Genomic DNA, 17,000 nt, shown 5'->3' with positions numbered 1-17,000 from the left:
CGCGGAGACGAGACGATCCCCATCGTGGAGGAACGTCTTCGCGTCGGCAAGCGCGAAACCGGCCATGGCCGTGTCCGGGTTCGCGCCTATACCGTCGAAGAGCCCGTCAGCGAAAGCGTTGACCTGCGCGAGGAGCGAGTTGAGGTCGAGCGCCGGCCTGTCGACCGTCCCCTGACAAACGCGGATACTGCTTTCCAGGACCGCACGATCGAAGCTGAAGAATACCACGAAGAAGCGGTCGTTCAAAAGGAAGCCCGCGTGGTCGAGGAGATCGAACTCCGCAAGACCAGCGAAACCCACCGCGAAACAGTCTCGGACACCGTCCGACGCACCGAAGTCGAGATCGACGATGATCGTGATGGACCGAACCGCCAAGGTCTGAACCCCGAAGTGGGAAGCCGGGATTATGACAATCGCAAGCCCTGAGGCTTGATTTGATCACATGATTTGGCCCCGCAAGTGCGGGGCCTCTTCTTTAGTCGAGAGCTTTGATCAGCGCTTTAAAAAAAACCATCCTTATGGATTAAGGATCAGAGGGGCCTCCGAAAGGATTTCACGCAATACGCTACAGGCAGCGATTAGCGGCGTGCGGTCGCAAGACCGAGAACAAGGCCGATGCCCATTGCCATGCTCAGGGCAGCAATCGGTCTTTGCCGAACATAGTCGATTGCTTCTTCATAGCCCAACTCAGTATAAAAGGCAGCCTCTTCAGCTTTCCTTTTGCCTATGTCCAATGCTTTTCCGGCGTAGTCTTGTCCGGCTGCCCTGACCTCTTGAACAGACCCTCGCAAACCCTCCACAGCATCGCTTGCCAGCGTGGATGCCTTCTCAACAAAGCTCATGGTGTCGTCCCGCAGGTCTGGCGTTCCTTCGCTTGGAGATGCGGCATCCTCATTCTTTTCCGGGAAACCTGATCTTTGCGTCATTGCGTCTATCCTCTTGGTGATTGGCTGAAAGCAATAACAAGATGGACAGCTTGGTGTTCCATTGCTCTCGAGCGACGGCACCCTGATGATCACCTGTATGGACCTGCCGGGATGAAGGGCCAGCGGGGTTCTGGAACCAGGGTTGGAGTTGATCACCAAGCTCGCAGTGGTGATGGACTTGGTGTCGCGGATTGCAGGATGGAGCAGCAGGGATGTTACCCGTCCTCAGATCTGCAGCGTCGAGCGTTCCTGCACAAGAAACGCCAACACCAGGCATGTGCCGGGATGAGCGTTCTGCCATTCAGGTCGTCCACCAAACTGATGGCCAAGACTGGCGAGGAGCTTCATGAGGAGCCAATGAAACCAAAGGGCCAGATAAAAGCCCCGCTTCAGCGGGGCTTCTGGTTTCAGATTTGCTCAGAGCCTGTGGCGGGTTGGGATCACGCGATCGGCATAAATCGGATGAACGACACCTGAGCGGCCACCCAGCCAGCCAGCTATGGCACCCAGAACAAGTGCCACGAAGGCCAGGATGGCACCGGTCGAGACACTCGAGGCCGCTGCATCCGCTGCCTCGGTTGCCCTTTGCTGGACCCGGTCAACCGTCTGCTGATATCGCTGCTCGATCTGGACTATCTGTTCGTTCGCTTCCTCGATCGGGATGCCGCGGGCATTGGCAAGGGCCTGTGCCGCCTGCTGGCGGGCTTCGTCGCGCCCTTCCTCGTCCCCCGTCACAAGAGCGCGTGCTGCATTCACCGCAGCGTTGTTGAGGGCCTCGGGGTCATTGCCGGTGGCGCGGACCTGGGCTTCGATCTCATCCAAGGGATTGATGTTTTCCAACGCAGGCGCGGCCGTTTGCGCCACAGTCTGGCTGACCCCTCCAATGGCGCTGGAAATGCCGCTGAAGGCGCCGCCGACCAGGCTGCCGATGGTGGTGGAAAGGAAGTAAAGAACCAGAAGGGTCGTGAAGGCCCATGTGGTCAACCCGTGCAGGGCGCCTGTCGTTGGCATCGTCTTGCCCGACATGCGGGCTGCGATGTAGCCGCCGGCAAACGAAGCAATGATGCCCGAAAGGACATACCAGATGCCTGCAGCGATCGAGAAGGTCGAGGCGGCCGGATTGTCACCCGTGCCTGGATCAAGCGTTGCAAGCCCGATGCCCACACCCAGCATCGTCAGAAGCACCTGAACCACGAGGGCTACCACGACGCCCGCGAAGATCGCGCCCCATGACACCTTGTTGATCATGATGGTGTGGGCGTCCTCGGAAGCACTAGGATGCGTCGAGGCAGTCCCGGTCGACAGCGGGGGTTCGCCGGAAGAATAGCTCATCTTTAGAAACCTCTGGCAGGGCGACGGCAGGATCCGGCGCGTACGAGGAAAGTCTGCAGGTTTAAACCTTCCAAATACCCTTTCGTTCCGATTGCGCCGGGTGCTTCGCACCGTCTCGAGTCCACAGGAAAGAGATGTCTCACCGAGCACTCGTCGCTCTGGTCCGGATCAACCGCTTTACCGCGACGCGTCTTCGCCTGCCCCCGGGCCTTGCAAGCCCGGCGGCGGGACGCCTTCCGCGTCGGGGTCGCGGCCGTGGCTGCGGTCCAGAAGGCGCATCAGCGGCGTGACGGTCAGACCGTGCAGGAAGACCGAGATCACCACTACAAGCCCGACGACGGCCCAAAGGCGATCGGCTCCATCGATCTCCATGCTGTTGAGGCCGTAGGCCAGATAATAGAACGATCCCACGCCCCGGATGCCGAAAAACGCGATCGTCAGCTTTTCGCTCCCCGTGGCCTTCAGCCCCGCCAGGCCGATCAGCCCCGTGACCGGCCTGATCACGAGCAGGATCACCAGGGCCGCGACGATGTCGGTCCAGACCAGGGCACCCAGCAGCCCATTCGCCAGGGCACCGCCGAACAGCAGCAGCAGGGCCATCATCGCCAGACGCTCGACCTGTTCGGTGACATCGTGCATCTCGCGGTGGAAGTCATGAGAGCGGTGGGCATGGCGAAAGGTCAGCGCGGTCACGAAGACCGACAGGAACCCGTATGAATGGATCATCTCGGTCAGACCATAGGAGATGAAGGTGGCCGCCAGGGCGATCAGGCCGTCGCCCGTCTGCGCCAGCTTGGTTTCCGCCGGGATGCGGAACGTCAGCCAACCGAAGGCGCGGCCGATCAGGTATCCCCCGGCAACGCCGGCGCCGATTTCCCACAGGACATGATAGCCCAGCCATTTGGCCGCCCATGGCTCTCCGGTGCCGGCCGCCGCTGCCAGCACGATCGCCAGGTTGACGAAGGGAAAGGCGGCGCCGTCGTTCAACCCCGCTTCCGCAGTCAGGCCGAAGCGGACCTCGTCCTCCTCGCCGCCTTTCGGGGGGCCGACCTGGACATCGGCAGCCAGCACCGGATCGGTGGGCGCCAGGACCGCCCCCAGCAGCAGGGCGACGATCCATGGCAACCCCGCGAGCGTGCCTAACAGGACCGTGATGGCCAGGATGCCCAGCGGCATGGTCACGAGGATCAGCCGCCACGCAACCTGCCAGCGGCGTATCCCGAACACCCGGTCGAGCTTCAGCCCCGCCCCCATCAGGGCGATGATGACCACGAACTCCGTGAACCGCTCAGTGATGTTCGGATAGGCCAAGGGTGAGGGATCAAGCCCCACCTGCGGCAGCGAGAACAGCGCGGCGCCTAGGCCGATGCAGACGATGGGCAGCGACAAGGGCAGTCGCCGCAGCGCCAGCGGCAACCAGGCCACTAGGGCAATCAGAAATCCCGCTCCGGTCAGCACCAGGATGTAGGGATCGGGGTGAAACCATTCCATCATGCCTGTCAACGCAGCAAACGGGATTTTGGCTGACCCCCGAAGCCGGAAAAGGCAGACAATTTATGTTAACCGGGCCAGTGCTCCCAGCACCGTTGTTCGTCCAGCTTAGCTAGACCCGACCAGAATGGGCGCTTCTCGTGTCAGTGGTGAGAATGCTTCCCTACCTGCCTGTAAGCGGATCCTTGAAATGACCCATACGGTGTTCCTTCGGACGCCTTGCTGTGGCAATGGGCGATCTCGTTGGTTACCAACCCCGGTGGTTGCTGAGATCCTCAAAGCCGCCTAGATCCTGCTTTCGCGGAGGTCGCGGGGGCGGTACTGCCATTGTTCCACATCCCAGCCCTCATGCCGTTCCTTCCATGAAGCAATCTGCGTCTGGCCATGGAGCATGCAGGTCATGACGCTGACCTCGCGGGCGTCGAACAGGAGGCTGAAATCGCGGTAAGCGGGGGTGTGGCCTGCTGGCTCGGACGTGAGGGCGCAGGCACTAATTCCACGCTCGTCTTGCTGCCTGTCCTGACCTTCGCGGCGCATGCCATTCTCTGCCATAGCGCAGGCACCGCCCTGCAGACCGCCGCAAGAGCCATAAGTGCCAGTCAGCGACGCGGACTGCCACAAATGCGCCGATCTGTTTGGGAGCATCTTCGAGTGGTACTTCTTTGCCCTGAACCCGGCGCACTTCCGTATTTGGTGGCGGCTTTGGCAGGACGGGATCGAACGCGGTCTTGAGGTTGTAACGCAGCACGACAGCTTTGCCCATACAGGCTGGGACGGTCAGAGTTCGTCAATCCAGTTCGCGATGTTTCCCCACGTCCAGACCATTGTACTGAGATTTCTGGCAGAAGCCTGATCCTGATCATAAGCCCAAATGCCTTTCATCGGCTTACGTTCCTCCTCGGCACACTGACGTTCCCAGGCCTGACTGCGAGATGACAAGGTGTTCTTGCTGATTACGACAAGGACGCCGGTCGATTGGCGAATTTGCTCTCGAACCTGTGCCTGCCACTGCCTGTCGTATGTTTCCTCCACCGGAGGATCGGCATATTCAAACAGCCTTTTCGTGCGAAGTGGTTCCGCCTTGATCATGTTTCGGATGCGCCTGTCTTCACTTGCGGCGGCAATGTAGATGATCTTTTTCTTGGCCATGGATGAAGTTCCTCGTGGCAATAAAGCAAATACCGATCTCATCAGGATGACCGGATGGAAACCATACTCAACCATGCCGAAGCAAGCAGAGCCCAGCCCGCACCGGCTATCCACCCTGCCAGAACATCGCTCGGATAGTGAACGCCCAGCATCACGCGGCTGAGGCTGACCAGGATGCTAATGGCGATGCCTGTCGCAACAAGTGCTCTGCGGACGTTTGCCCGCGGGCTGAGGGTTCCCAGCACGACGGCAAGGCTGATGTAGACAACAGCGGCATTGAAGCTATGTCCGCTGGGAAAGCTGTAACCTTCCACTCCCATGAGATGGGACACGTTGGTTGGGCGTGGCCGAGCAAAGCCAAGCTTCAGCAAAGCGCCGATCATCCAGCCGCTGGAAATGGTGACAAATAGGATTGCTGCCTGACGTCGCATGCCGAACAGCAGAAGCATTGCGACGGCAGATGCGGCAAGGAGGTGCCGCAACATGACACCGCCTAACGCTGTGATGTCTCGCGTCATGTCGGCTGCCCACGAGGGCCCGCGCAGTTCCAGACCGACTGAGCTCCGAAACAGCAGCAAGCCCAGGTTATCCAGGTCGGCATAACGACCGCTCAGCATCAAACCCGCAAGAACGGCAAAGACCACCCAGCAGAGCGTCGCACAGATCAGCGCCGCACGCAGACTGAGAAGCGCGTGGCAGCGGGAGGCATCCGTCTTAAGGCTTTCGCCCGCGGCTGCATGATGATCTTGAGGCGAGTTCAGCATATGGTTCAGGCACACGATGTTGGGTGCAATCCGTAAATTGTCGAACTGCGCCTTTCTTCCAAAGCCGTCTTGTTGGGGAGCAGAGTGTGGAGGCGCTGCACGGCATGATACCTCGGCCGCAGTCCGTCTCCAATGTCGAGGCAATCCCGATCACAGGAAAAAAGACTCGCCGAGGCGAGACCCTTTCTCTCGTCTGCAAGGGGTTTAGATCTTGGTGCGATCGATGTTGTCGCGGTCCACGCTGCTCAACGTATCGCGACTGCCATCGACATTGTCCTTTTCGATCTCGCGATCAACAGGGCGGCGCGCGATCTGGACCCGCTCCTCAAGCAGATCAACACGTTCGTTCACCTGCTCCTCGACGGTATAGGCGCGAACCCGGACACGGCCATGGCCGGTTTCGCGCTTGCCGACGCGAAGACGTTCCTCCACGATGGGGATCGTCTCGTCTCCGCGCAGATCCCGACCTTGCCGCAAGGACGCATCAGCGCCCGTGCTGTCCTCGTCAACATAGGGACTGTCCAGATCACCCGTTGCACCCGCACGGGCGCCATAGGCGGATGCCGTGCTGCCCGAGGCATAGCTGCTGGACTGGTAATCGCTCCAGCCCTCTGAGCGCCAGCTTTCTTCACGCTCTTCAAGATTGATGCTGCCTTCGTCGTCGAGGATATCCAGAGCGGTCTCGTAATCGGCCCCGGACAACCCTGTCACGGTCACCAGGTAGCCGCCGCGCGACAGCCCTTCGGCATAGGAATACCGATCTTCATCGGGAAAAAAGAAGTCCTCGAGACTATCCCAAAAACCTTTGTTGCGATCTTCAACGGCATCCGTGCGAGAAGCAGTGTCACTCCCCCCCGCTACCTGCCGGATGCGCTCCGAGGTTATCCCGGCCTGATTCAGCCGCTCGACCGCGCGCTGCGCCTCGGCCTGGCTATCGAACATGGCAGAAACGGACAGCGTGCCGGAAGCACCGAGTTCATTCTCATAGGTCATCTTGATCGTCCTTTTGGTATGGCTGTTCCAGATCGGCGGGCAAGCGCTCGATCTGGACGGTTTGGCGACGGGTTGTCGCGGGCACGTCAATTGTCTCTTTATGTTCGATACGGCGAACATGGATTTCTTCACGAAGATAGAGTTCGCGCGTGACGACCAGGCGCTCTTCGACCACAGGGATGATGGTCACTTCGCCTTCCGTCACGACGTCCGGGATTGTGTCGATCCGACGGTCAATTGGCACCCGGACCACATCAACCTCAACGCTCGCAAGGTCAGTTGGCAGGAGGTGGTTTATCTCCTCGGTTTGAGTGGCGATCCTGACACGACCGCTGACAACCCGCCGGGTCGAGACAGTGGCTGTTTCTTCAACAACGGGAATGAAATCGCGCTCAGTTTCGTCAGCCATTCTCGTCCCCGTCGTCAGCAATGATCAACGGACAGACAGGAATTGCGTTCCGCAAAATTTGATCCCGTGGGGCGCAATCATTAACAGAGAGGCTTGCAGCAGACTGGGGCAAGATCAGAGAAAAGATACTGGCCAAGCGGATGAAGAGGGAACGAATTTGACTTGAAAAGAACAAAGCCTTGTGACCGCGGGGCAGGAGGAAATCCGACCGCCGCGCCCCATGCTTTATTTTTGCCAACGCCAATGGGTTTCAGCATCAAAAAGGCATGATGTGATTGTCTTGATGAAGACTGACGTCATCAGACGACCAGAGCCAGGCTCGCGCTCCCACATCGCACCCGCATCTCGCGTTCATTTCCCGACCGACACCATCGCAGCATTATTTGTTGAGGCGGGGTAGGGGTCTTGGCTGTTCGGTTTTGTTCATAGCCAGCACGATAGCCGCAGAAGGTCCGTTCATTTTTCGGGATAAAGCCTTTTCACGATCATTGCCGCAGAGAGGCCAAGAAGGGTCCCTGCAGCAATGTCGATCGGGTAGTGCTTGGCACGCGGCACCTGAACACCTGCAATCAGGCTGGCTGTCAGGAAAGCCGGAACGGCCGTCTTTGGGATATCGGAGGCTATGATCGCTGCGACAGCAACAGCACCGGCTGTATGGCCTGAGGGAAAGGAGGTGTCGTGACCGCCTTCGGTTTCCCCGGGCTCGCAAACATAGTCCTCTCCGTCCAGAACCACACCTGGTCTTGTTCGTCGAAACCGGTTCTTGATGGCCCTCTTGATACTGTTTGCCAGCACATGGGCAGCCATCATCCGCACGCCCGTTCGGGCCAGGTGGGGACGATCGGAGATGAGCCCGGCCGTCAAGACGCCGCCACAGACCAGGGACAGAGGGACCTGATCCGCGATCTCACTCACCAAGCCCAATGACGTGACTACGGGATGATGGCGAAAGCGGCCAGCGTCTTGCGCCATTGTTTTGTCAGCTTCCTCGATCGCCCTGACCGTGTCCGGGACTGACTGCTCATCGTTCTTGGTCATGCCGCTATCTTTTCGTGATCTTTGCTGCTGGAAATGACCGCGTATAACCGCCCCGCTGTCGGCACAGTTCCGTAAACACATACCAACCGCCGGGAAAACCCCCGTGTGATAACGTTTCTTCGAACAGATAAAATCTCATAATCTAAAGCGCTCATCATGGCAGGTGTGCCAACACCGGATCAATCTGTCGGCATCTTGGAACTGCAACGGCTCTGCAGCCCTTCTCCCGCAGACCGAGAAGGGACTCTCAGATCATGGACCGTTTTGAACGATATGCTCTGGTGGCGGACGATGAGCCGCTCATCCGGATGGATGTTCAGGCCATCCTGACCAAGGCAGGGTTTCAGGTGCTGACCGCCGCCGGAGCTGAAGAGGCTCTGGACATCCTGCTCCGCCGCAGCCCAAAGATTGAACTGCTCTTTACCGATGTCCAGATGCCCCCGGGAAAGATGACCGGCTACGACCTGGCCCGGCGCTGCGCCCGTGACATGCCGGACATCGCGATCCTGGTCGCTTCTGGCGCACAACCGCCCGAGCCCGATACCCTGCCTGAGGCGGCCCTGTTCCTTGATAAGCCCTTCAGTCCTGATCAGATCCTGCGGTGTCTATCCCAGCTTCTCCCCAACCGCTGAAGACGAAGGCCAGCAGAATGGCCACGCCAGAGGACAGGGCTTTCCCCTGAACCTTCTTTTCCCCGGAACGAACGTTGTCCCAAGGCAGCGGCTAGGCCGTCTCCACTTCTGCCGACACCGTGAACTGCGCTCCTTGGGCGGTGTTGATCGCTTCGACCGTGGCATCCAACTGGCTGCTCAGCGACACGATCAGGCGCATGCCGAGGCCTGCCTGGCTCCTCATGTCAAAGCCCTCAGGCAACCCACGACCATGGTCTGCCACGACAAGCGTGTAGCCTCCCTTGTCCTGGCTTGGTCCGAAGTGAACCTGGATCGGGACGGGCTCGTCTCCGCGCCGTGCATGCTTCAGGGCATTGGTGAGTAGCTCGCTCGCAATCAGTCCGAGCGGCAGCGCCTGATCGATAGGCAGGAGCATCGTCATGGCCTCGACCGTGATCTGCGCGTTTCCAGAGCCCAATGAGGATGCGATATCTTCTGTCAGACGCTGCAGGTATCCCCCGAACTCAACCGTATCCATGTTCGCCGAGCGGTAAAGCTGCTCGTGGATACGGGCCACGCTCAGAACACGGGTCGAAGCCTCGGCCAAGGCGTCCTTTGCCTCTCGCGATGACACGGCCCGCTCCTGCATGCGCAGCAGCCCCCCGACCATGGACAGGCTGTTCTTGATGCGGTGATCGATCTCACGGGATAGAAGATCCTTGTCGGCCAGGGCACGCCGCAGTCGCTCTTCCGCCACGACATGGGTGGTGACATCCTGCACGATGCCGACCAGACGCACGGGGCGCCCTTCGGCAAAGGTCGTCCGTCCGTAGGCAGCAACCCATCGGGTGTCTTTGTCCGAACGGCGCAGGACACGATACTGGGCCGCAGAGCGTCCATCGCCCTGCGAATCGAGCGCTTGATCAAGCGCGGCCTGCATCGCTGCCTGGTCCTCGGGATGTATGCCATCCGCGAAGGTCGCAAAGCTGACCGGCTCCTCGGCCCCAATGCCCCAGATGTCGCGGATGCGCCCGTCCCATTCGATTGTGCCGGTGACCAGGTCATGGTCGAAAAGCCCGAGCGCCGCCGCATCGACCGCAATGCTGAGACGCTCCTCGCTCTGGGCCACAGCCTGCTCAGCAAGCTTGCGCTCGTGGATATCCTCTGATGCGCCATACCACATGGCAATCCCGCCCCGCGCATCTTGCCAAGGATGGGCATGGCTGCGCATCCAGCGATAATCGCCATTCGCCATGCGGACGCGCTGTTCGATGTCAAAGGACGTGCCCGTCTCGATGGCGTGCCTCCAAGCCGAAAGGGAGGCAGAGCGATCATCGGGATGGATCGCTTCAAGCCAACCCTCTCCTTCGGCGTCCTGAAGCGTCAGGCCTGTCAGGTCGAGCCATCGCTCGTTGAACTCGACAATTTGCCCCTCTGCATTGGCCGCCCAGGGGATCTGCGGGTTGAGTTCGACCGCGCGCCGCAGATGGGCCTCCCGCTGGGCCAGTTCGTGGCCAAGCTCCTCGATCCTGCTGCGTGCTGCCTCCTTGTCGATGGCCACGCCAAGCGTGTTGGCGAGCGCCTGCAGAAAATGGATGTCATGCGGATTGAACGCGCCGGGATCGCGGCTATCGGCCTCGAGAACCCCGAAGGGCGTGCCTTCACCCTGGATGATCACGTTGACCGCGCGCTTGACCCCGTGGTCCGCCATCAGCTTCGGGGTGCGGAAGCGCTTTTCTTCTGAGAGATGGTTGGAAATCACCGGCTCGCCTGTCTTGAAGGCGTAGCCTGCGGGGCTTTCCAGATCCGCTCCGATCCGGGCATGTCCGACCAACCCGGGCCTCCAGCCGATCCCCGCGCGCAGAAGAAGAGCGTTCTCCTTGGGCAAGGGTTCGAGCACCTTTGCAAAGCCCACTTCAAGCCCATCCGCTGCAATGCGACAAGCTTCATCCAGGATGGCTTGCAACGTATTGTTCTTGAGGGCGAAGCGGCCGAATTCAGCAATCAGCGCCTGTTGGGCCAGACGCCGTTCAAGCTCAGGAACAGGCGGGTTGGGGCAGCCGTCGGCCGGGGTCTCTGCGATCATGACCGTTCCAATATCACCGCGAGAATACAGGGAACAAGAAGAGAACCCCGTATCCGCGTCAAGGGGTTTTCACAAGATGCCTCGTGTCGCGAGACTGCCTGGCTCTGCAAGGTCCTTCTCGACAGCGCACATGATCGGCGCAGGCGTGTCCTCTTCTCGTGCTTACCTGTATGAGTTGCTGCCTTTGGGCGACGGTTCCAGGGCGGACCTCCTTATGGATGGAGACCAACCGGCGAGTGATGATGCTATCGGCGCGACACACCTGAAAATCAGGTCGCCAACGTCTTGGAACCCCGCTTCAAGATGCGCATTTCGCTGCAACGGATCTTCCGACCAATCGGGATTGCAAAGCCTGTGGGCTGCTCCAGGGAAAGTTCAGATGACGGCACGACGAGCAGTTGCGATTATCGGCACAGGCCCTACCGGGATCTACAGTCTGAAACACCTGCTCGGCGCCGGGCTTCCCCTTGATGTCACGCTTTATGAGCGTGGTCCGCGTGCAGGGATCGGCATGCCCTATTCGCCACAGACGGCCAACAAGTCGATGCTGGCCAATATCGCCAGCATCGAGATCCCGCCGGTCGTCAGCACTTACCTGGAATGGCTCGAGGCGCAGCCGCCGGCACGACTGGCATCCTACGGCCTCGACCCAGAGGATCTGGACGACCGTCAGTTCACGCCGCGGCTTTTGCTGGGCGAATACTTCCGCGATCAACTGCTCTACCTGGTGGAGGACGCCCGGGCTGCGGGCCACAGGATCGCCATCCATGAAAACACCGAGGTTCTGGACATCGGAACGGGTGAAGAGGGACTGACCGCGACGACCCTTGCTGTCCGGGATGGTCCGTTCGACCGGGTAATCGTGGCAACAGGGCACCAGTTCCCTGATGTCGATGAGGCCACGCGGACCTACTTTCCGAGTCCCTGGTCAGGGCTGATCGAGGCGGCCATTCCCGCGGTCAGGGTCGGGATCATGGGAACCTCGCTCAGCTCGATCGACGCGGCCATGGCCGTGGTCAACCAGCATGGGCGGTTCCGCAGCAGGAATGGCACGCTCCGTTTCGATCTGGACCCAGCCTCGTCCGACCTCGAGGTCGTTCTGATGTCGCGCACCGGCGTGCTGCCCGAAGCGGATTTTTATTGTCCCATCCCCTATGAGCCTTTGACGTTTGTCACCGGCCCCGCACTGGCGGCGTGTCTCAAGACCTCAAAGCCCCTTGATGCGGCCTTCGATCTCATCAAGGACGAGATCACGCAAGCCGACCCTGCCTTCGCCCTGCGCCTCGGGTTGAAAAGCCTGACGGCCGACAGCTTCCCAAATGCCTACTTTGCAAGCCGTGAAACCTCCGATGCTTTCGAGTGGGCAAGGCGCAACCTCCAAGAGGTCGAATACAACAAGGCACACAAGATCACCGTTGCCTGGCGCTATGCCCTGTTGCGCATACATGAGGAGGTCGAAGACATTGTTGCCGATCTGCCAGAGGCCGACCGCGAGCGGTTCGACAGCGGTCTGAAGAAGGTCTTTGTCGACAACTATGCTGCTGTGCCTTCCGAATCCATTCGCCGTCTGTTGGCGCTGCGAGATGCGGGCATTCTCTCCTTGTTGACACTGGGGGAGGATTACGAGCTCGATCGGGAAGAAAGCGTCACCAGGATCACACGGCGCGACGGCCAAGTGGACACCTTTGAAGTCTTCATCGACGCCAGGGGACAAAAGGCGCTGACCTCCGAAGACCTGCCCTTTCCGAGCCTGCGGCGGACGCTTCTGGAGAACGGCCAGGAGATCCCGGATGTGTCTCAGGATTACAGCCTGATCGAGGCCGGTTCGTATACCGGCCGGCTATGCCTCGCGGCCCTTCCTTACCTGATGCATGACAGACCGTTTGTTCAGGGCTTCACCGCATGTGCTGACATTGCCGAGGCAATTGCAGCGGGACTGACAACGCGCCGGCGGCGGCGATTGGTCTCGTGATCTGCCACAAACCACGGTCTTGCGGCAGGGAAGCTGTCAAACGTGACTAACGTTCTGACTGGCACCAACTCCCTTCAGTCCTGATTTGTTGGACTTCGACCACCGAGGCCTTTACTCAACCCCGATGCGCCCGATGTCCCGACTTCCGCTTGCCGTTGCAACAATCCTGTCATTGGTCGGCACAGGACTGACCTGGAACATTTATCGTATCGAAGTGACGGCCCAACAGGCCGCGTTTGATGTGCTTGCCCAGCGAACGGCGCGGCGGGTCGAAATCAGGATCAGGCAGCACATCGCCCTCTTGACGGCAACGCGCGCATTTCTTGAAACCCACCCCGGATCTCGGAAGCGCGAAGTCTTTGCGGCCTTTGTAGCGGGGCTGGATTTGCAGGGGCAATATGCAGGTCTCCAGGGCATCGGTCTCGCGCAACTGCTTCCGCCCGCCACTGATGACAGCATCGAAGCCAGCCTCAGAAACAACTATGGCGCCTTTGTGGAGGTTTGGCCCGATCCTGTTCCTGGATTGCGGACTGCCATAGTCCTCCTGGAGCCCCACGACGCCCGAAACCACGCGGCCCTGGGTTTTGACATGTCTACCGAGGCCCACCGCCGAAGAGCCATGCTCCAGGCCCTGGAAAAGGGTGAGCCCGTGGCCACCGCCCCGGTCGAGCTTGTCCAGGAAATCACCCACGACGTGCAGGCCGGTATTCTGATCTACATGCCGCTCCCCAAGACGGATCGCACAGGACCAGAGGGCTTTGTCTACGCCCCCCTGCGCATGGGCGATCTCTTCACTGCGGCCCTTGCCGGCAGCGATCTTCCCATCGAACTCCGTGTGGAGGATGCCCTGACCCCGGACCGGCCACTCTTCGAAAGCCAGGGCTACCCAACTGCTGCGGCCGGCGAGGCCCTGGCGAGCGAGAACCGCCTCCAGATCGCAGGACGAGACTGGATTTTATCGGCAAGGCCGGGGTCTGAGTTCGATGATGACGGTCCTCTGCGCGACACATTCGTGAGCGGGATCATCTTTACGCTCCTCGTCCTGACCACAACTTTCGCAGTGTACTGGCAGGGCTTGGCCATTGAGCGATCGCGTGCTCTCGCACAAATGGCGCGGAGTAATGCTGAGCAAAAGGATCTGCTCATGCGCGAGATGGTCCACCGGCTCAAGAACATGCTGGCCCGCGTATCAGGCATTGCGCGACAAACAGCGCGTGAAACATCCGACAAGACCGAAATGGTCAGCCGCCTGACTGCGCGGCTCCAAGCCATGGCAGCCGCGCAGGATCTGCTCATCGCCTCAGGCACGGACGCCACCACTCTCGAGGATCTTCTTTGTGCAGAGACCGATCAGATCGGGCAAATATCAACCAGGCTTTCAGGGCCAGCGGTGGTCCTTACTGCCCAGCAGACGCACGCGCTCGCCTTGGTGTTTCATGAGCTTGCCACCAATGCGCTCAAATACGGGGCGGGCATACAGGAGAAAGGCAGGCTCGACATCAATTGGGCGGTGGAGCAGCGACAAGAAGGGCATCAACTCCGGCTTCTGTGGCAGGAGTCCATACCCGCTGCGGCAGCCCCGATGTCCGGGCCTGGATCTGGCTCAAGTTCCGGTTTCGGCACGCGCCTTTTGGCCCTCATGGTTGAAGAAGAACTGAGTGGAACGATCGAACGCCGTTTCAGCGACGGGGAATTGACAGTCGAAATCCGGGTTCCCCTGTGACGATCAAGATGATCCCGAACCAGTATCTGACAGATGGCTGGTTTTTCCGAAAGCCCGGTTGGCGTAGTTCAAGGACAGGGATCGGCAGACCTCAGTAAAATCATTTGATACATTGATGTTAATTCGAAGCGCTGCCCAATGGCTGATCATGATCCCCTTGGTCGCCATCCTGTATCGCAGTGAAGCCACCACGGCTTCAGTGAGCGCAGCTTCCCGGCTTGGTCTATGGGCTCTTGCGTATTCCACGGCATCCGACCGCTTATTCCAGCAACATCCGACCAGCCGTTCCACGATCATCCGACCGGTCGGCGGTAGCGGTCTGAGGCAAAGTCTTCATGGTTGATCCGGGGGCATCCGGTCAAGGGTGACGGTGGTGCGGAGGGTTGTCCACGGGAGGGGCCCGCGCGCCCGGCGCCGCGCCCGCCAGGAGGCTGGCGGTGTCGGGCGCGTGGGAGGGACCAGTGGGCAACCCGGGGCCGGGGTCCTGCTCATTGGCTGGCCCCCGCGCGGTTGTCGATGCCAGTCTTGCGCAGCGACGGACCATCCAGGAGATCCGGTAGGCATTGTGAACCAGCCTGTCGAGGATGGCGTCGGCGAAGGTGGGCTCACCGATGACATGGTGCCAGGTCTCCACGGGGAGCTGACTGGTGACGATGGTCGAGCGGCGGCCGTAGCGCTCCTCCACGATCTCCATCAGGTCGCGGCGCTGCGTAGCGGTCAGGCGGTCGGGACCCCAGTCGTCGAGGATCAGAAGATCCACACGCGCGATCTTGCGGAACAGCCGGTCGAAGCGCCCGTCGCCGCGCGCCAGCTCGAGGTCGGAGAAGAGCCGCGGCAGCCGTTGGTAAAGAACGGTGCGGTCCGCTCGGCTGGCCCCGTGGCCGAGTGCGCAGGCCAGCCACGACTTGCCGACCCCGCAGGGCCCGGTGATCAGGACCGAGCGGTGCCGGTCGATCCAGTCAGGGCTGGCGAGGCTTTGGAACAAGGCGCGGTCGAGGCCGCGGGAGGTCCGGTAGTCCACATCCTCCATGCAGGCGCCGCCATGGCGCAGGTTGGCGGCACGCAGGCGCGACTGGAACCGGCGGGTGCCGCGCCGGGCCTGCTCGCGGTCCAGCATCAGCCCGATCCAGGCGACGGGGTCGAGGCTGCGGCCGCGATCTTCGCTGATCAGCTCGGCAAAAGCTTCGGCCATGCCGTCGAGCTTCAACGCGTTCAGTGCCTCAAAGGTGGGGTGGGTCAGCAAGGGTTTGTCTCCTTAGGTCAGTGGAAGAACTTGGCGCCACGGATGTTGGCATGGGTGATGGGCGGGGCTTCGGGTGGCCGGTCCGGGGGACGGCCGTCGAGGCGGTTCAGCAGGATCGACTTCACCGACGTCATGGTGCGGGTGTTGATGGCGAGCGCGCGGTCACAGGCGGCCTCGACCCGCTCGGGCCCATAGCTGCGGGCCAGACGCAGGATGCCGAGGCAGGAGCGAAAGCCCTGTTCGGGGTGCGGCCTGTCGCGGAGGATGACGTCGATCAGGATCCCGGTGGCAGGACCGATGCGGGCGGCCCGGTCGCGCAGCTGCTCGGGCGTGGTCTCGGCATAACGGCGATGGCTGGCAGGACGATGGTCGTTCAGCGTCGTTGCGCCGGTGTCGCCGGGGGAAGCGCGCCTGTGGCAGGCCACACGCTTGCCGGCGCGGAAGATCTCGACGGTGCCCGCCGTCAGCCGTGCCCAGAGCTGCTGGCGGATCAGGTCGTGTGGCACCGAGTAATGGTGGCCTTCCAGCCGGACATGATAGTCGGCACCAACCGTGGCGCGGCGCCAGTCGGCATGGACGAAAGGCTCCGGAGGCAGCGGCTGCATGGCCGGGCGATCGAGCGTGTCGAAAAGGTCCTGACGCGCGGCGCCCAGATGACGGCTGACACGGGCGTTCAGGCGAGCAAGCTCTTCGCGGATGGCGGTGTTGAGTTCGTCGAGGCTGAAGAACTGCCGGTTGCGCAGTCGCGCGATGATCCAGCGCTGAGCAAGAAGAACCGCCCCTTCGACCTTGGCCTTGTCGCGTGGCTTGTAAGGACGTGCCGGAAGGATGGCCGTGCCGTAATGCGCCGCCATCTCGGCGTAGCTGCGGTTGATCTCTGGCTCGTAGAAGCAGGCCCGGATCACGCCGGACTTCAGGTTATCCGAAACGACAAGCGCCGGCACCGCCCCAAACGCGGCAAAGGCACGGGTATGAGCGCCGATCCAATCCGGCAGCGCCTGGCTCCAGCTCGCTTCGGCGTAGGTCATGTTCGAGGCGCCCATGACGGCAATGAAGATCTCCGCTGGACGGGCAGCGCCGGTCACCGGGTCGATCACCGTCATCCGGGTGCCCGAGTAGTCGACGAACATCCGCTCGCCTGCGACATGGCGCTGGCGCATCACCGGCGAAAGGCGCCCAACCCAGCGGCGGTAATGCTCGCAAAAGGCCGAGTAGCCATAGCCGTCGGGGTTCTGGCCCCGATACTCGTCCCAAAGCAGCGCC

Annotated in this window: 16 protein-coding genes; 4 read left to right on the top strand and 12 right to left on the bottom strand. The window is 61.0% G+C overall.

The annotated features are described in order from the left end of the window. Positions 1–426 (top strand): YsnF/AvaK domain-containing protein (locus RAH32_RS20185; RefSeq protein ID WP_306610204.1); only part of this gene is annotated, 426 nt, incomplete at its 5' end. Positions 427–578: 152 nt separating this feature from the next. On the opposite strand, the gene RAH32_RS20180 is transcribed toward RAH32_RS20185, so the two are convergent. The 9 genes from RAH32_RS20180 to RAH32_RS20140 all read right to left on the bottom strand — a co-directional run bounded on the left by RAH32_RS20180 (position 579) and on the right by RAH32_RS20140 (position 8,102). Next, on the bottom strand, positions 579–926 hold the full coding sequence (locus RAH32_RS20180) for a DUF883 family protein (RefSeq protein ID WP_143809892.1): 348 nt from the start codon (positions 924–926) through the stop codon (positions 579–581). A 417-nt stretch (positions 927–1,343) separates the two neighbouring features. Beyond that, on the bottom strand, positions 1,344–2,258 hold the full coding sequence (locus RAH32_RS20175) for a PhnA-like protein (protein WP_306610203.1): 915 nt from the start codon (positions 2,256–2,258) through the stop codon (positions 1,344–1,346). A gap of 177 nt (positions 2,259–2,435) precedes the next feature. Further along, a complete protein-coding gene (locus RAH32_RS20170) occupies positions 2,436–3,752 on the bottom strand; it encodes a cation:proton antiporter (protein WP_306610202.1) in 1,317 nt (438 codons plus the stop codon). 282 nt (positions 3,753–4,034) lie between these two features. Next, positions 4,035–4,301, bottom strand: a complete 267-nt coding sequence (locus RAH32_RS20165) for a hypothetical protein (RefSeq protein WP_306610201.1) — start codon at positions 4,299–4,301, stop codon at positions 4,035–4,037. A 225-nt stretch (positions 4,302–4,526) separates the two neighbouring features. Then, a complete protein-coding gene (locus tag RAH32_RS20160) occupies positions 4,527–4,898 on the bottom strand; it encodes a TIR domain-containing protein (RefSeq protein ID WP_207471675.1) in 372 nt (123 codons plus the stop codon). A gap of 41 nt (positions 4,899–4,939) precedes the next feature. Then, on the bottom strand, positions 4,940–5,662 hold the full coding sequence (locus RAH32_RS20155) for a phosphatase PAP2 family protein (RefSeq protein ID WP_306610200.1): 723 nt from the start codon (positions 5,660–5,662) through the stop codon (positions 4,940–4,942). Between the two features lie 204 nt (positions 5,663–5,866). Continuing rightward, positions 5,867–6,655 carry a YsnF/AvaK domain-containing protein gene (locus RAH32_RS20150; RefSeq protein WP_306610199.1) on the bottom strand — a complete coding sequence of 263 codons (789 nt, stop codon included), beginning with the start codon at positions 6,653–6,655 and terminating at the stop codon, positions 5,867–5,869. Further along, positions 6,645–7,064 (bottom strand): YsnF/AvaK domain-containing protein, encoded by a 420-nt coding sequence (locus RAH32_RS20145; protein ID WP_081791454.1) that lies wholly within the window; start codon positions 7,062–7,064, stop codon positions 6,645–6,647. The genes RAH32_RS20150 and RAH32_RS20145 overlap by 11 nt, the downstream gene beginning before the upstream one ends. 456 nt (positions 7,065–7,520) lie before the next feature. Then, on the bottom strand, positions 7,521–8,102 hold the full coding sequence (locus RAH32_RS20140) for a phosphatase PAP2 family protein (protein WP_306610198.1): 582 nt from the start codon (positions 8,100–8,102) through the stop codon (positions 7,521–7,523). A 254-nt stretch (positions 8,103–8,356) separates the two neighbouring features. Here RAH32_RS20140 and RAH32_RS20135 point away from each other — a divergent pair, with 254 nt between their 5' ends. Beyond that, positions 8,357–8,734 (top strand): response regulator, encoded by a 378-nt coding sequence (locus tag RAH32_RS20135; protein ID WP_207471682.1) that lies wholly within the window; start codon positions 8,357–8,359, stop codon positions 8,732–8,734. Between the two features lie 91 nt (positions 8,735–8,825). On the opposite strand, the gene RAH32_RS20130 is transcribed toward RAH32_RS20135, so the two are convergent. Continuing rightward, positions 8,826–10,799 carry a PAS domain-containing protein gene (locus tag RAH32_RS20130; protein ID WP_306610197.1) on the bottom strand — a complete coding sequence of 658 codons (1,974 nt, stop codon included), beginning with the start codon at positions 10,797–10,799 and terminating at the stop codon, positions 8,826–8,828. A 379-nt stretch (positions 10,800–11,178) separates the two neighbouring features. Between RAH32_RS20130 and RAH32_RS20125 the strand changes: the two genes are divergently transcribed. Both RAH32_RS20125 and RAH32_RS20120 read left to right on the top strand, forming a co-directional pair. Continuing rightward, positions 11,179–12,771 carry an FAD/NAD(P)-binding protein gene (locus RAH32_RS20125; protein ID WP_306610196.1) on the top strand — a complete coding sequence of 531 codons (1,593 nt, stop codon included), beginning with the start codon at positions 11,179–11,181 and terminating at the stop codon, positions 12,769–12,771. A 133-nt stretch (positions 12,772–12,904) separates the two neighbouring features. Continuing rightward, entirely contained in the window at positions 12,905–14,494 is a 1,590-nt protein-coding gene (locus RAH32_RS20120) for a CHASE domain-containing protein (RefSeq protein WP_306610195.1), read from the top strand. A 358-nt stretch (positions 14,495–14,852) separates the two neighbouring features. On the opposite strand, the gene istB is transcribed toward RAH32_RS20120, so the two are convergent. Together istB and istA are read right to left on the bottom strand one after the other, a co-directional pair. Continuing rightward, a complete protein-coding gene (gene istB / locus RAH32_RS20115; protein WP_306610194.1) occupies positions 14,853–15,737 on the bottom strand; it encodes an IS21-like element helper ATPase IstB in 885 nt (294 codons plus the stop codon). A 17-nt stretch (positions 15,738–15,754) separates the two neighbouring features. Further along, positions 15,755–17,000, bottom strand: a 1,246-nt coding sequence (gene istA / locus RAH32_RS20110) for an IS21 family transposase (RefSeq protein ID WP_306610193.1), incomplete at its 5' end; no start/stop codon positions are given.

Origin of the sequence: Paracoccus yibinensis (assembly GCF_030846195.1) — a bacterium.
Classification (GTDB): domain Bacteria; phylum Pseudomonadota; class Alphaproteobacteria; order Rhodobacterales; family Rhodobacteraceae; genus Paracoccus; species Paracoccus yibinensis.
This window is presented reverse-complemented; position numbering and strand designations above follow the sequence as displayed.